Below are 14,443 nucleotides of genomic sequence, written 5' to 3'. Positions count from 1 at the left end.
TAGCCCTCATCGTCTAGCGGCCTAGGACGCCGCCCTTTCAAGGCGGTAGCACGGGTTCGAATCCCGTTGGGGGCACGCAAAACCGTGTGCGACACTGGTGGTCGCCCACACAGCTAGGTCCTGTGGAGCAGTTTGGAGTGCTCGCCACCCTGTCAAGGTGGAGGCCGCGGGTTCAAATCCCGTCAGGACCGCTGAGGCTTTCTCAAAAGCCTCGTGGCTGGGTAGCTCAGTTGGTACGAGCGATCGCCTGAAAAGCGATAGGTCGCCGGTTCGACCCCGGCCCCAGCCACAGCAAAGGCCCCGATCTCCGGATCGGGGCCTTGTTGTGTGCCTCCTGGATCAAGCTCGATGACCGATGACGGTACGAGCGATCGCGTCCGCTGCCAGGGATTTCCTCCCCGGCTCGCAGCTCGCCCCGCCGAGCATGCCTCTCTTCTGCAGCCGGGTGCGCAGGTTCCGGTCGTTCTGCCCGGCTGCGTGTAGGTCACGGCGCGGAGGTCGCGGTTCTCCTTGTTGCCGGTGGTGTGGGCGACGGCGGACACGTGGTTGGCGGCTTAGGTTGCGAATCGTGTTCGGTACGGCGGATCAACATCATTAACCAGAAGGGGTGAACTTCGAACGTATCGTCGATCTCTGACGTATTGTCGGCGCAGGCATGGATGGGGAGGGCATCGGTGGCGGACGGGTTCCAGGGGTTTGCGATCGTCCGGCGCGGTTACGACCGCGCCCAGGTCGACGCCTACGTCGCCCAGCTGGCCGCGGGCGCGGCCCCCGACACACCACCCGCCTTCGACCTCGCCCGCCGCGGCTACGACCGGGCGCAGGTCGACGCCCGGATCGCCGAACTGCGGGCCGGCTGAGGATGGCGGTCGGGCGGCTTGGCAGCGATCCGCCGCGGCGCTACGTTCTGGCTGGTCGGCGTAGGGCCAAGGGGGGCGGGGGACGATGAGCCGGGACGAGGCCAGGGCCATCCGGGATGTCGAGCTGGAGAAGGACCGGGCCCGGTACGGGCTGCTGGCCGTGGTGATCAGCAATCTGGCGATCGCGGGCGTGGCGGTCTTCGGAGTGTGGCGGCTCGACGGGGACAAGTCGGTGATCGTGGGCGTGCTCACGGCCGCCTTCACCGCGGTGAGCAGCATGACCACCGCCTATCTGGGGATCAAGGCCGTATCCAACACCGCCAGGTCCATCGCGCTGGGCGACGGCGGCCCGCGGCAGCAGCCGCCCGCGCCCGCGCCGCCTCCGGTGCAGCGGACCGGCTGAGCGCCCCCGCCGGCCCGCCTGGCCGTCGGGCGACAATTCGTTCGCCATGGATTTCCCCGGGATGAGATCCTGGATCGCGTATGTCTACGCACCCTGCCCCCGCCACCCCGGCCCTCGGCGCCCTCGCCCCCCGCCTGACCGAGCTGTCCCTGCGCGATGCGCACCGGCTCGGGCGCAGGCTCGAAGGCGCGCGCAAGATCCGTAAGCCCGAGGCCCAGGCCGCCGTCCTCGCCGAGATCGAGGCGGAGATCGCGAAGGCCGAGGAGCGGATGGGCGAGCGGCGCGGCCGGGTCCCCGCCGTCTCCTATCCCGAGCAGCTGCCGGTCAGCCAGAAGAAGGACGTCATCGCGGAGGCCATCCGCGATCACCAGGTCGTCATCGTCGCCGGTGAGACCGGGTCCGGAAAGACGACACAGATCCCCAAGATCTGTCTCGAACTCGGGCGTGGGGTCAGGGGGATGATCGGGCACACCCAGCCCCGTCGTATCGCCGCCCGTACGGTCGCCGAGCGCGTGGCCGAGGAGATGGACACCCCGCTGGGCGAGGCCGTCGGCTGGAAGGTGCGGTTCACCGACCAGGTGAACCAGGACTCGACCTTCATCAAGCTGATGACGGACGGCATCCTGCTCGCCGAGATCCAGACGGACCGCGAGCTGCGCGCCTACGACACGATCATCATCGACGAGGCCCACGAGCGGTCCCTCAACATCGACTTCCTGCTGGGTTACCTCGCGCAGCTGCTGCCGAAGCGGCCCGATCTCAAGGTCGTGATCACCTCCGCGACCATCGACCCCGAGCGCTTCTCCCGGCACTTCGGCGACGCCCCGATCATCGAGGTCAGCGGGCGGACGTATCCGGTGGAGGTGCGCTATCGCCCGCTCCTCGAAGAGGACAGCGACGACTCCGACCGCGACCAGATCACCGCGATCTGCGACGCGGTGGAGGAGCTCCAGGGGGAGGGCAAGGGCGACATCCTCGTCTTCCTCTCCGGGGAGCGCGAGATCCGCGACACGGCGGACGCGCTGGTCAAGAAGAACTACCGCTTCACGGAAGTCCTGCCCCTCTACGCCCGCCTCTCGCACGCCGAGCAGCACCGTGTCTTCCAGCCGCACGCGGGCCGCAGGATCGTTCTGGCCACGAACGTCGCCGAGACCTCGCTGACCGTCCCGGGCATCAAGTACGTCATCGACCCCGGCTTCGCCCGGATCAGCCGCTACAGCCACCGCACCAAGGTCCAGCGCCTGCCCATCGAGCCGATCTCGCAGGCCAGCGCCAACCAGCGCAAGGGCCGTTGCGGCCGTACGTCCGACGGCATCTGCATCCGCCTGTACTCCGAGGACGACTTCCTCGCCCGTCCGGAGTTCACGGACGCGGAGATCCTGCGTACGAACCTGGCGTCCGTCATCCTGCAGATGACCGCGGCCGGCCTCGGCGACATCGAGAAGTTCCCCTTCATCGACCCGCCGGACCACCGCAACATCCGCGACGGCGTGCAACTGCTCCAGGAGCTGCACGCGCTGGACCCGGCGGAGAAGGACGTACGCAAGCGGCTCACCCCTACCGGCCGCAGGCTCGCCCAGCTGCCCGTCGACCCGCGCCTGGCCCGTATGGTCCTGGAGGCCGACAAGAACGGCTGTGTCCGCGAGGTCATGGTCATAGCCGCCGCGCTGTCCATCCAGGACCCGCGCGAGCGCCCCGCGGACAAACAGGCCCAGGCCGACCAGCAGCACGCCCGCTTCAAGGACGAGACGAGCGACTTCCTCGCCTACCTCAACCTGTGGCGCTACGTGCGCGAGCAGCAGAAGGAGCGGGGTTCGAGCTCCTTCCGCCGTATGTGCAAGCAGGAGTACCTCAACTTCCTGCGCATTCGCGAATGGCAGGACATCTACACGCAGTTGAGGACGGTCGCCAAGCAGATGGGCATCCACCTCAACGAGGACGATGCCCCCGGCGACCGCATCCACGTCTCCCTCCTCGCCGGCCTGCTCTCGCACATCGGCATGAAGGACGTGAAGGAGGGCGCGAAGAACGAGTATCTGGGCGCCCGCAACGCCAAGTTCGCGATCTTCCCGGGCTCGGCCCTCTTCAAGAAGCCGCCGCGGTTCGTGATGTCCGCGGAGCTGGTGGAGACATCCCGGCTGTGGGCCCGCGTCAACGCGAAGATCGAGCCGGAGTGGGTCGAGCCGCTCGCGGAGCATTTGCTGAAGCGGACGTACAGCGAACCGCACTGGGAGAAGGACCAGGCGGCCGTGATGGCGTACGAGAAGGTCACGCTGTACGGCGTCCCGATCGTCGCCCAGCGCAAGGTGAACTACGGCCGGATCGACCCCGAGGCCAGTCGCGAGCTGTTCATCCGCAACGCGCTCGTCGAGGGCGACTGGCGCACGCACCACAAGTTCTTCGCCGACAACCGCAGACTCCTCAGCGAGGTCGAGGAGCTGGAGCACCGCGCCCGCCGCCGGGACATCGTCGTCGACGACGACACGCTGTTCGACTTCTACGACCGGAAGGTACCCGAACACGTCGTCTCCGGCGCCCACTTCGACTCCTGGTGGAAGCGGAAGCGGCACGAGCAGCCGGAGTTCCTGGACTTCGAGCGGGAGATGCTCATCCGGGAGTCGGCGGAGGCGGTCACCAAGGCCGACTATCCGGACTCCTGGCGGCAGGGGCCGCTGAAGTTCCGGGTGACGTACCAGTTCGAGCCGGGCGCGGACGCGGACGGTGTGACGGTGCATGTGCCGCTCCAGGTCCTCAACCAGGTCACGGACGAGGGCTTCGACTGGCAGATCCCGGGCCTGCGGGAGGAACTCGTCACCGAGCTGATCCGCTCGCTCCCGAAGCCGATCCGCCGTAACTACGTGCCGGCACCGAACTTCGCGAAGCGCTTCCTGGCCACCGCCGTCCCCCTGCAGGAGCCTTTGACGGAGACGATGGCGCGCGAGCTGAAGCGCATGGTCGGAGTGCCCTTCGAGGCGTCCGACTTCGACTGGTCGAAGGTCCCGGACCATCTGCGCATCACCTTCCGCATCGTCGACGAGCGGCGGCGCAAGCTCGCCGAGGACAAGGACCTGGAGGCGCTTCGGCTCCAGCTGAAGCCGAAGGCCCGCAAGGCCCTCTCCGAGGCCGCCGCGGCCACCGCCTCGCGCGAGGGCGGCCAGTCCCTGGAGCGCAAGGGCGTGACGGACTGGACGATCGGCTCCCTGACCCGCGTGTTCGAGACGCGCCGGGCCGGCCAGCCGGTGAAGGCGTACCCGGCGCTGGTCGACGACGGCGACACGGTCTCGGTCCGCCTCTTCGACACGGAGGCGGAACAGGCGGAGGCGATGTGGAAGGGCACGCGCAGGCTGATCCTGCGCAACATCCCGGTCAACCCCGCGAAGTTCGCGTCCGAGAAGCTGACGAACGCCCAGAAGCTCGCCCTGTCCGCGAATCCGCACGGCTCGATCCAGGGCCTGTTCGACGACTGCGCGATGGCGGCGGCGGACAAGCTGATCGGGGACTTCGGGGGCCCGGCGTGGGACGAGGAGTCGTACCGGAAGCTGTACGACAAGGTGCGCGCGGAGATCGTGGACACCACGGTCCGTACGGTGGGGCAGGTGCAGCAGGTGCTGGCCGCCTGGCAGGCCTGTGAGCGCCGTCTGAAGGCCGTACGCAGCCCCGCGCTGCTCCCGAACCTCCAGGACGTCAGGGGGCAGCTGGACGCCCTCGTGAAGCCCGGCTTCGTGACGGAGACGGGCCTTCGGCGCCTGCCGGACCTGATGCGCTACCTGGTGGCCGCGGACCGTCGGCTCCAGCAGATGCCGACGGGGGTCCAGCGGGACACCACGCGCATGGAGAAGGTCCACGAGATGCAGGACGAGTACGCGTGGCTGCTGGAGCAGCTGCCCCAGGGCCGCCCGGTCCCGTCCTCCGTCACCGACATCCGCTGGATGATCGAGGAGCTCCGGGTCAGCTATTTCGCCCACGCGCTGGGTACGGCGTACCCGGTCTCCGACAAGCGGATCGTGAAGGCGATCGACGCGGCCGTCCCGTAACCGCCCGCGCACAGTGGGTGAGTTCGACCAGCGGGCTCACCCTCCTGTACAGTCTCTTCTCGCAGCGCAACGCACACGGAATCCAATATGCGACTCCGTCGCGTGGTCGCCGCGAAACCTGGTCCTGTGGAGCAGTTTGGAGTGCTCGCCACCCTGTCAAGGTGGAGGCCGCGGGTTCAAATCCCGTCAGGACCGCAGTAAGCAAGAAGGCCCGCCCCAGACAAGGGATGCGGGCCTTCTTCATATCCGCCCGCAACCCGCCACCCTGTCAGGGTGGAGGCCGCGCCCGCAGCGCAGCCGCCACCGGGTACAGCAAATCCCGTCAGGACCGCAGTGAGAAGGGCCCGCACCGGCAAGGTGCGGGCCCTTTCTCGTGCCGGTCACGGCATTTCAGCTCGTCCGGCGGTCTCGGCCGCGTGCGTCACCCCATGCACAGGCGTTCGACGGAGCCCCATGCCGTCTTGACGGCGTCACATTCCATCGGTACCCAGAAGACAGGGCCGTTCCCCGTTCGGCCCCGTGGAGGTGGCGTATGGCGGCGTCGGTCAGGCACGAGACACGGGCCCTGCTCCGTGCGCATCTGTCGGCCGCTTCCTCGTACGGCCACCTGACCCGCCACTGCCCGATATGCCACCACCTGCTGCGGCTGGCGCTGGACTCGCCGAGGAGCGCCGAGGTCCCGGACGAGGTCGTCGAGGACGAAAGCGCCGCCGGCGCATGACGGCCGACCGCCCCAACGCCCGCCCCGCCAAGGGAATCTGGACCGCATGGCTTCTCTAGCGCACAGACGCCGACGGCAACAAGGACCGCGGCATGTGACGGGTGTCACCGCATGAGTTTCTGAAACCGCGGTACTTACACCCCGCCTACAAGTGGTCAATTTTATATGTGCAATTGCACCACTCGGGGGCCCCTCCGGGAGGCCGCCGCACGGCGCCCTCCAGCCGCGCCCCACAGGCGATCCGACACCCGCCCCCAGACTCCGACAAGGCCGCTCACAGCACCCCCGGCCAGGCGCGCCGCACGCACAAAAAAGATCGCGCTGGACCCGGCGGAGTCCAGCGCGATCGACGACGCACCCTGTTACTTGCTTGGAAAGCTCTGAAGAGCGTGGGCATGGAGCCTGTTGGGGCAGACCCCGCGTCGCTTGGAGCCAGGGTTCGGGCGCCGCGGCAAGTGGGGGACCTGCCGGTTTGCCCGGTTATGCAGTTGTTCAGGCCTCGCTGCGCTGCTGCGGGATGCCCGCGAGCAGTGCACGGACCTCCGCCTCGCGGTAGCGGCGGTGCCCGCCGAGCGTTCGAATCGAAGTGAGCTTTCCGGCCTTCGCCCACCGCGTGACCGTCTTGGGGTCGACGCGGAACATCGTGGCGACCTCAGCCGGGGTCAGCAGCGGCTCGGCATCAGGGGTGCGAGCGGTCATGAGCGGCCTCCTCGGGAGAACCGAACCTTCTCGGTTCTTTCCTCTAAATTCTGCACCTTGACCCGCGTTGCCCGAAATGGTGGACGCGAGTCGAGTCGGTTATAGGACGAACGGCTTGTCCTCGGCACTACAACTACACCATCTGTCCAGCCGCGTCGGCCAAACCGATGGAATTGCCCCTCCAGGTGTTCATCAGCGACGGAAGCCGATGGACCATGCCATAGCGGACAGTCACGTCACTGTGACGATCAGTCACAGGACAATCAGGAGCCACGAGACCCCCCAAAGCGTGCAATGCTGAGATTCCGCCCACAGTGGTACGCACCGGGACGGACGGAGCCCTCCCCGGACTCCTTGTCCTATTTTGGCACGAGGAGGGGCAAGGGGCGCAAGGGCCGCGTAAGTGCGGTCCGTCACGCTTGGCACAGCTTGAGATGAACGCCCGGATCGGGGCCTACGTCCCATGTTGACGAAACCTCAGGAAACTCAGAGCACACTTCGGTGCGAGGACGAAACCCCAAAACGGGCGATTCGTCAAACGTCAGTTCGTTACCTGAGGCCGCTCTCAGTTGGCCGAGCGCCGGTCCCGGACCGACCGCCAGCGCTCCACCAGCCGCGCGTACGCCGCTCCCGCCGCCGCCCCGTCGCCCTGGCGCAGCGCCTCGATGCCCTCGGCGACGTCCGCCGCCGAGTGATCGTCCTCGAGCTCGCCGGCCGGCAGCGTGTGCACCAGGCCGCCGTAGTCCAGCTCCACCGTCGAGCGCGGGTGGAACTCCTCCAGCCAGCGCCCCACGTCCACCAGGCCGTCGATCAGCGGCCCCTCGTCGATGCCGTCCTTCAGGGCCCGCAGCGCCCGCGCCACCCGCCGCCGCGCCTGCACCATCGGCGTCTGGTAGCGCAGCATCGGAGGGATCTCGCCGGAGCCCTTGTCGAAGCGCCGCTCCTCGTCCGCCACCAGCACGAACCAGTGCAGCGGCACCTGCCAGGTCGCCGTGCGGATCCACGGGCGGGCGTCCGGGTTGCGCACCAGCCAGCGCTCGTAGTCCTGCGCCGCCTGGCGTCGTACGACCTCCGGGAGCACCGCGTCCAGGACCGGCTTCGGCAGCTCCTCGGGGAGCTCCTGGAGGGCCTGCCAGCCGCGCAGCCGGGTCCGCCAGGGGCACACGCACAGCACCCCGTCGGCCTCCAGCACGAAGGCGTCGCTGCTCTCGTGCACCGGCACCGGGATCGGCGGGGTGGGCACCAAGTCGGCCAGGGAGCGGCGCAGTTCGTCCTGGTACGAGGGACGGTCGGCGCGCCGGGCATAGCGCGCCCAGTGGCTGCGCTCCGGCTCGGGGAAGGCGGCCAGTGGCTCGTACACGCGCAGATACGTCGCGTACGGGACGATCACCGAGGACACCTTGGGCACGCCTGCTCCCTCCCCCGCCCACCACCGGGAAAACCTGCGGAACCCGCTCACAAACCGGCGGGAAATCTATGCAAATCGTCGCACGGACGTACTCCGGGAGTGGGTGATCCTGAGCACTGCGCGGTGACGGGGGCGCCCAGGCTCTAATCTCAACCTCACAGCACCCGCCACCCTCCCCCTCTGCCAAAAGCGTGGGGGGACCCCCAGGGAGCTGGTCTCCAACCGCCGCTAGCTACTCAGGAGTCACCACAGTGACCGACGTAACCGGCGCACCTGCTGATGTACTGCACACCCTGTTCCACTCGGACCAGGGCGGACATGAGCAAGTCGTGCTCTGCCAGGACCGCGCCAGCGGCCTCAAGGCCGTCATCGCCATTCACAACACCGCCCTGGGCCCCGCCCTCGGCGGTACCCGCTTCTACCCGTATGCGAACGAGTCGGAGGCCGTCGCCGACGCGCTCAACCTCGCGCGCGGGATGTCGTACAAGAACGCCATGGCCGGTCTCGACCACGGCGGCGGCAAGGCCGTGATCATCGGCGACCCGGAGAGGGACAAGACCGAGGAGCTGCTGCTCGCCTACGGGCGCATGGTCGCCTCCCTCGGCGGGCGCTACGTCACCGCGTGTGACGTCGGTACGTACGTCGCCGACATGGACGTCGTGGCCCGGGAGTGCCGCTGGACGACCGGACGGTCCCCGGAGAACGGCGGCGCCGGCGACTCCTCCGTCCTCACCGCCTTCGGCGTCTACCAGGGCATGCGCGCCAGCGCCCAGCACCTGTGGGGCGACCCCTCGCTGCGTGGCCGCAAGGTGGGCATCGCGGGCGTCGGCAAGGTCGGCCACCACCTGGTCCGGCACCTGCGCGACGAGGGCTCCGAGGTCGTCATCACCGATGTGCGCGAGGAAGCCGTGGGGCGGATCCTCGCGGCGCACCCGGAGGGCGTGAGCGCCGTCGCTGACACCGCGACCCTGATCCGCGTCGAGGGCCTGGACATCTACGCCCCCTGCGCGCTCGGCGGTGCCCTGAACGACGACACCGTGCCCGCGCTGACCGCGAGGATCGTCTGCGGCGCCGCCAACAACCAGCTCGCCCACCCGGGCGTCGAGAAGGACCTCGCCGACCGCGGGATCCTCTACGCGCCGGACTACGTGGTGAACGCCGGCGGTGTCATCCAGGTCGCCGACGAACTGCACGGCTTCGACTTCGAGCGGTGCAAGGCGAAGGCGGCGAAGATCTTCGACACCACGCTGGCCATATTCGCACGTGCGAAGACGGACGGGATTCCGCCGGCCGCGGCGGCCGACCGGATCGCCGAGCAGCGGATGCACGAGGCGGCCGCAGGACGCAGTCTCTGACCTCCGGAAGGTTTGGCCGGTACCCGTCGGCGCACACTTAGAGAGAACTCTCACGTTCGTCGGCGGGTCGCCTGTCGAGAAGTGGTTAAAATCGCGGTTGACCAGCGGGGACGGGGCGCCCCGAGGGTCCTGGACCCGGGCCCGTCCTGCGGGCGACGTACCGTATGGGCGCGGGCTCAGGTACCGTGGAAGCCCTACGGACCGGTCTCTCCGCGGAGAGCCCGTTCCAGATCATGAACGCGTGTCAAGACTCTGGGGCCGTCGAGCCCCGTCACCGAGGGGGTCGAGCCATGGGGCGCGGCCGGGCCAAGGCCAAGCAGACGAAGGTCGCCCGCCAGCTGAAGTACAACAGCGGCGGGACTGACCTGTCGCGTCTGGCCAGCGAGCTGGGCGCTTCGACTTCGAGCCAACCGCCGAACGGCGAGCCGTTCGAGGACGACGAGGACGAAGACGACCCGTACGCCGAGTACGCGAGTCTCTATAACGACGACGATGAGGACGAGGACGACGAGTCCGGTCCGTCGTCGCAACATCGCCGCGGCGCTTGACGCACTGAGCAGTGCTTGACCCGGTCCGGGAGTGGTCCACACCACCGGACCGGGTTTTGCGCTGCTTTCGCCACCGTCAGGCGCTGTAGTCCCCCACGAGGGCCGCGCCCGTCTCGTGATCGCCGCGCTCGGTGATCTCTCCGGCGACCCATGCCTCGACCCCGCGGTCGGCCAGCGTCGCGAGAGCCACGTCGGTGGACTCCTCGGGGACGATGGCGATCATGCCCACGCCCATGTTGAGGGTCTTCTCCAGCTCCAGGCGCTCGACCTGCCCCGTCCTGCCGACGAGGTCGAAAACCGGGGCCGGGGCCCAGGTTGAACGGTCGACGATCGCGTGCAGGTCGTCCGGGATGACGCGGGCGAGGTTCGCGGCCAGGCCGCCGCCCGTGACATGGCTGAACGCGTGCACCTCGGTGGTACGGGTCAGGGCCAGGCAGTCCAGCGAGTAGATCTTGGTCGGCTCCAGCAGCTCCTCGCCGAGGGTGCGGCCGAACTCCTCGATCCGCGCGTCGAGCGACAGGCCCGCCTGGTTCAGCAGGACATGCCGGACGAGCGAGTACCCGTTCGAGTGAAGCCCGGAGGCCGCCATGGCGATCACCGTGTCACCCGTACGGATAAGATCCGGGCCCAGCAGCCGGTCGGCCTCCACCGCGCCCGTACCGGCACCGGCGACATCGAAGTCGTCCGGGCCGAGCAGCCCCGGGTGTTCGGCCGTCTCGCCGCCCACCAGGGCGCAGCCGGCCAGCACACAGCCCTCCGCGATGCCCTTGACGATCGCGGCCACCCGCTCCGGGTGGACCTTGCCGACGCAGATGTAGTCGGTCATGAACAGCGGCTCGGCGCCGCACACCACGATGTCGTCCATGACCATCGCGACCAGGTCGTGGCCGATGGTGTCGTACACACCGAGCTGGCGCGCGATGTCGACCTTGGTGCCCACGCCGTCGGTGGCGGAGGCGAGGAGGGGACGCTCGAAGCGCTTGAGGGCGGAGGCGTCGAAAAGGCCGGCGAAACCGCCGAGGCCGCCGAGGACCTCGGGGCGCTGCGTCTTCTTCACCCACTCCTTCATCAGCTCGACCGCGCGGTCGCCCGCTTCGATGTCGACGCCCGCGGCTGCGTAGCTGGCACCAGTTGTCTCAGACATGGCTAGTGAGAACTTTCGTGTCGTACGGCAGGTATGACGGGCTTTACGGGCGACGGATCGCGTCGGCCGCGGCCGTGGCTGCGGGACCCGCGGCCAGCTCGGTCTCCAGGAGCTGCTTGCCGAGCAGCTCGGGGTCCGGGAGCTCCATCGGGTACTCGCCGTCGAAGCAGGCGCGGCACAGGTTCGGCTTGGCGATGGTGGTCGCCTCGATCATGCCGTCGATGGAGATGTACGCCAGGGAGTCGGCGCCCAGCGAGGTGCCGATCTCGTCGATGGTCATGCCGTTGGCGATGAGCTCGGCGCGGGTGGCGAAGTCGATGCCGAAGAAGCAGGGCCACTTCACGGGCGGTGAGGAGATCCGGATGTGGACCTCCGCCGCGCCCGCCTCGCGGAGCATGCGCACCAGGGCCCGCTGGGTGTTGCCGCGCACGATCGAGTCGTCCACGACCACCAGGCGCTTGCCCTTGATGACTTCCTTCAGCGGGTTCAGCTTCAGACGGATGCCGAGCTGGCGGATCGTCTGCGAGGGCTGGATGAAGGTCCGGCCGACGTACGCGTTCTTCACTAGGCCCGCGCCGAAGGGGATGCCGGAGGCCTCCGCGTAGCCGATGGCGGCCGGGGTGCCGGACTCCGGGGTCGCTATGACCAGGTCGGCCTCGACCGGGGCTTCCTTGGCGAGCTTGCGGCCCATCTCCACGCGGGAGAGGTACACGTTCCGGCCGGCGATGTCGGTGTCCGGACGGGCCAGATAGACGTACTCGAAGACACAGCCCTTGGGCTTCGCTTCCGCGAATCGGGAGGTGCGCAGACCGTTCTCGTCGATGGCCACGAACTCGCCCGGCTCGATCTCGCGGACGTAGCTCGCGCCGCAGATGTCGAGGGCGGCGGACTCGGAGGCGACGACCCAGCCGCGCTCCAGGCGGCCGAGGACCAGCGGGCGGATGCCCTGCGGGTCGCGGGCCGCGTAGAGGGTGTGCTCGTCCATGAAGACGAGGGAGAAGGCTCCGCGCACCTTCGGGAGGACCGTGTGGGCGGCCTCCTCGATGGTCAGCGGCTTGCCGTCCGCGTCCTCCTGGGCGGCGAGCAGCGCCGTCAGGAGGTCGGTGTCGTTGGTGGCCGCCACGCGCGGGGTGCGGCCGCCCTCCTTCTTCGGGAGGTCGGCGACCATCTCGGCGAGCTGCGCCGTGTTGACCAGGTTGCCGTTGTGGCCGAGCGCGATGGAGCCGTGCGCGGTGGCGCGGAACGTCGGCTGGGCGTTCTCCCACACGGAGGCGCCGGTGGTCGAGTAGCGGGCGTGACCGACCGCGATATGACCCTGGAGCGAACCGAGCGAGGTCTCGTCGAAGACCTGGGAGACGAGGCCCATGTCCTTGAAGACGAGGATCTGGGAGCCGTTGCTGACCGCGATTCCCGCGGATTCCTGGCCCCGATGCTGGAGGGCGTAGAGCCCGAAGTAAGTGAGCTTGGCGACCTCTTCACCGGGAGCCCAGACTCCGAAGACGCCGCAGGCGTCCTGGGGGCCCTTCTCACCGGGGAGCAGATCATGATTGAGTCGACCGTCACCACGTGGCACGCCACCGAGTGTAGGCGAGATCGACCACTGGTCCGAATTGGGGACAGCTGCCGCTAATGGATCACCGCTCGGCGACCGCCTTGGCGGTTTCTCCGTTCGTGCTGGTCAGCGTGAGGGTTTGCTGATCCAGCCCGTAGCTCACGGTGCCGTCGAAGAGGCGCAGGAGAGCCTTCTCCGTATGCATGAGTGAGGTGTCGCACATCATTCGGGTGGTGGACGGGGCGCCGAGGGTGATATGTCCGTCGCGGACCGTGGCGTTCGCGGTGACGTGGTTGCAGCCGAGGCGGCCGGTGACCTTGCCGGACTTCTTGTCGAAGGTGAGGTGAGCGGACGCCGTCTGCTGCCGCGGCAGGCCGGTCGCCGTGCCGTTGGAGTCGCCGAGCGCGGTGATCGTCCACTTCGTCCCGTACAGCGGGGCGTCCTTCTCCTTGGTCAGCCGGATGCGGTCGCCGTCGTGGGTGGTGAGCGTCAGGCCGTCGCCCTTGGTCTCGACGGTGAGCGAGTGGTCGGTGAGGGTGGTGGCGAGGGCCCGCTCGAAGGCCATGCGCCGGGGCTCGCAGGCCATCAGGGTCTGGTGGGCGTTCGTCAGTTCGACTCGGTGGTCCTTGAAGGCGACCTTCGCGCCGAACTCGTTGCAGCCGTAGTTGCCCACGGCGGTCCCGTCCGCGCGGATCCGGAGGTCGGCGTCGGCGGGAGCGCGCCGGGTGGTGCCGTCCACGGTGACGCTGTCGACCTTCCAGTGGACCCCGGACACCTCCGAGGCGGCGGAGGTGCCGCCTGTGTCGCTTCCGCACGCCATGACCAGCGGAAGGACGGTCAGGACGGCGAGGGTGAGTCGCTGTTTGTCCATGCCGATGGGACGAAAGGGACGGAGGACCGGTTCCCCGCGTTCACCTCATCAGCGGCAGCAGCCCGCCCAGGTCCGCCCGTTCCCCACTGGCGCTGACCTGGGCCTCCTGGACGGCATCCGCCCAGGTCACCCGCCCGGTCGCGAGCCGGATCCAGGTCAGCGGACCGGTCTCGACGACGTTCGGCGGGGTGCCGCGGGTGTGCCGGGGGCCCTCGATGCACTGCACGACGGCGTACGGCGGGATCCGCACCTCGGTGGAGCCGCCGGGCGCCTTGGCTGCCAGGGCGTCGGCGAGCAGCCGGGTGCAGGCGGCGAGGCACTGGCGGTCGTACGGCACCTCCAGGCCCGGCACGGCTGCGTTCAGGTCATCGGTGTGGACGACTAGTTCGACGGTGCGGGTGACGACGTAGTCGGCGAGGGGCAGGGCGCCGACGTTGGTCTCCAGGAGACGGCTGCCGGGGTGCTCGTCGAGCAGCCGGTCCAGGCTCTGCTCGATGTCCGCGAGATAGGCGCCGAGGTCGGTGTGCTGCTCGGCGAGCCGCCGGGTGAAGTCGTCGATGGCCGAGGAGTTGGCGGCGGTGGCGAAGGCCCAGTCGAGCAGCACGGCGTCCTGCTTGGCGGGCTCCGGCTTGTCGAGCGACCGGTGTACGGCCGTCACCGCCATCCCGATGTGCGCGACCAGCTCCCGCACGGTCCACTCACCGAGGCGGGTGGGGAGCGCGAACTGCTCGGGGGGCAGTTTCCGTACGGTCTCCCGTACGTTCCCGAGCTGGGCGAGGACCGCGGCGCGGACCTTGGCCGGGTCGTAGGTGCGGGGGCGCTTCTTGGCCGGGGGCATGGCGGCGAGC

12 protein-coding genes and 4 tRNA genes are annotated in these 14,443 nt (G+C 68.9%); 10 read left to right on the top strand and 6 right to left on the bottom strand.

Going from position 1 to position 14,443, the window contains the following annotated elements; all coding sequences use genetic code 11:
• Positions 1–2: 2 nt before the first annotated feature.
• The 8 genes from ACWCRD_RS36835 (at position 3) to ACWCRD_RS36800 (ending at position 6,018) form a co-directional block, all read left to right on the top strand.
• Positions 3–75 (top strand) — tRNA-Glu (locus tag ACWCRD_RS36835).
• Between the two features lie 41 nt (positions 76–116).
• Positions 117–191: transfer RNA gene (locus tag ACWCRD_RS36830), tRNA-Asp, on the top strand.
• Between the two features lie 24 nt (positions 192–215).
• Positions 216–289, top strand: a tRNA-Phe gene (locus ACWCRD_RS36825).
• Positions 290–674: 385 nt separating this feature from the next.
• The gene (locus ACWCRD_RS36820) at positions 675–860 is read left to right on the top strand and encodes a DivIVA domain-containing protein (RefSeq protein ID WP_450970058.1); all 186 of its coding nucleotides are present in this window, start codon (positions 675–677) and stop codon (positions 858–860) included.
• A gap of 85 nt (positions 861–945) precedes the next feature.
• Positions 946–1,263 carry a hypothetical protein gene (locus ACWCRD_RS36815; protein WP_450970057.1) on the top strand — a complete coding sequence of 106 codons (318 nt, stop codon included), beginning with the start codon at positions 946–948 and terminating at the stop codon, positions 1,261–1,263.
• Positions 1,264–1,343: 80 nt separating this feature from the next.
• Entirely contained in the window at positions 1,344–5,297 is a 3,954-nt protein-coding gene (hrpA, locus tag ACWCRD_RS36810) for an ATP-dependent RNA helicase HrpA (protein ID WP_450970056.1), read from the top strand.
• 120 nt (positions 5,298–5,417) lie between these two features.
• Positions 5,418–5,492, top strand: a tRNA-Asp gene (locus ACWCRD_RS36805).
• A 337-nt stretch (positions 5,493–5,829) separates the two neighbouring features.
• Positions 5,830–6,018 (top strand): DUF6274 family protein, encoded by a 189-nt coding sequence (locus tag ACWCRD_RS36800; RefSeq protein WP_450970055.1) that lies wholly within the window; start codon positions 5,830–5,832, stop codon positions 6,016–6,018.
• 492 nt (positions 6,019–6,510) lie between these two features.
• On the opposite strand, the gene bldC is transcribed toward ACWCRD_RS36800, so the two are convergent.
• Together bldC and ACWCRD_RS36790 are read right to left on the bottom strand one after the other, a co-directional pair.
• On the bottom strand, positions 6,511–6,717 hold the full coding sequence (bldC, locus tag ACWCRD_RS36795) for a developmental transcriptional regulator BldC (RefSeq protein WP_003949541.1): 207 nt from the start codon (positions 6,715–6,717) through the stop codon (positions 6,511–6,513).
• Between the two features lie 565 nt (positions 6,718–7,282).
• Entirely contained in the window at positions 7,283–8,125 is an 843-nt protein-coding gene (locus ACWCRD_RS36790; RefSeq protein WP_450970054.1) for a hypothetical protein, read from the bottom strand.
• 251 nt (positions 8,126–8,376) lie between these two features.
• Between ACWCRD_RS36790 and ACWCRD_RS36785 the strand changes: the two genes are divergently transcribed.
• Both ACWCRD_RS36785 and ACWCRD_RS36780 read left to right on the top strand, forming a co-directional pair.
• Positions 8,377–9,480 carry a Leu/Phe/Val dehydrogenase gene (locus ACWCRD_RS36785; protein WP_450970053.1) on the top strand — a complete coding sequence of 368 codons (1,104 nt, stop codon included), beginning with the start codon at positions 8,377–8,379 and terminating at the stop codon, positions 9,478–9,480.
• Between the two features lie 290 nt (positions 9,481–9,770).
• Complete coding sequence (locus ACWCRD_RS36780) at positions 9,771–10,028, top strand: DUF3073 domain-containing protein (protein WP_109497005.1); 258 nt, start codon at positions 9,771–9,773, stop codon at positions 10,026–10,028.
• A gap of 76 nt (positions 10,029–10,104) precedes the next feature.
• Here ACWCRD_RS36780 and purM read toward each other — a convergent pair whose 3' ends face one another.
• The 4 genes from purM to ACWCRD_RS36760 all read right to left on the bottom strand — a co-directional run bounded on the left by purM (position 10,105) and on the right by ACWCRD_RS36760 (position 14,433).
• A complete protein-coding gene (gene purM / locus ACWCRD_RS36775) occupies positions 10,105–11,172 on the bottom strand; it encodes a phosphoribosylformylglycinamidine cyclo-ligase (protein WP_450970052.1) in 1,068 nt (355 codons plus the stop codon).
• Between the two features lie 43 nt (positions 11,173–11,215).
• Positions 11,216–12,745, bottom strand: a complete 1,530-nt coding sequence (gene purF / locus ACWCRD_RS36770; RefSeq protein WP_123966093.1) for an amidophosphoribosyltransferase — start codon at positions 12,743–12,745, stop codon at positions 11,216–11,218.
• A 61-nt stretch (positions 12,746–12,806) separates the two neighbouring features.
• Positions 12,807–13,595 carry an META domain-containing protein gene (locus tag ACWCRD_RS36765; protein WP_450970051.1) on the bottom strand — a complete coding sequence of 263 codons (789 nt, stop codon included), beginning with the start codon at positions 13,593–13,595 and terminating at the stop codon, positions 12,807–12,809.
• 40 nt (positions 13,596–13,635) lie between these two features.
• On the bottom strand, positions 13,636–14,433 hold the full coding sequence (locus tag ACWCRD_RS36760; RefSeq protein ID WP_450970050.1) for a sterol carrier family protein: 798 nt from the start codon (positions 14,431–14,433) through the stop codon (positions 13,636–13,638).
• Between the last annotated feature and the right edge of the window lie 10 nt (positions 14,434–14,443).

The organism is Streptomyces sp. NPDC002092, from assembly GCF_053593775.1.
This window is presented reverse-complemented; position numbering and strand designations above follow the sequence as displayed.

Excerpts from the sequence above, each read along its gene's own strand:
- ACWCRD_RS36815 (WP_450970057.1), top strand. The coding sequence starts at position 946 with ATGAGCCGGGACGAGGCCAGGGCCATCCGGGATGTCGAGCTGGAGAAG.
- hrpA (WP_450970056.1), top strand. The coding sequence starts at position 1,344 with ATGTCTACGCACCCTGCCCCCGCCACCCCGGCCCTCGGCGCCCTCGCC.
- ACWCRD_RS36800 (WP_450970055.1), top strand. The coding sequence starts at position 5,830 with ATGGCGGCGTCGGTCAGGCACGAGACACGGGCCCTGCTCCGTGCGCAT.
- bldC (WP_003949541.1), bottom strand. The coding sequence starts at position 6,717 with ATGACCGCTCGCACCCCTGATGCCGAGCCGCTGCTGACCCCGGCTGAG.
- ACWCRD_RS36780 (WP_109497005.1), top strand. The coding sequence starts at position 9,771 with ATGGGGCGCGGCCGGGCCAAGGCCAAGCAGACGAAGGTCGCCCGCCAG.
- purM (WP_450970052.1), bottom strand. The coding sequence starts at position 11,172 with ATGTCTGAGACAACTGGTGCCAGCTACGCAGCCGCGGGCGTCGACATC.
- ACWCRD_RS36765 (WP_450970051.1), bottom strand. The coding sequence starts at position 13,595 with ATGGACAAACAGCGACTCACCCTCGCCGTCCTGACCGTCCTTCCGCTG.
- ACWCRD_RS36760 (WP_450970050.1), bottom strand. The coding sequence starts at position 14,433 with ATGCCCCCGGCCAAGAAGCGCCCCCGCACCTACGACCCGGCCAAGGTC.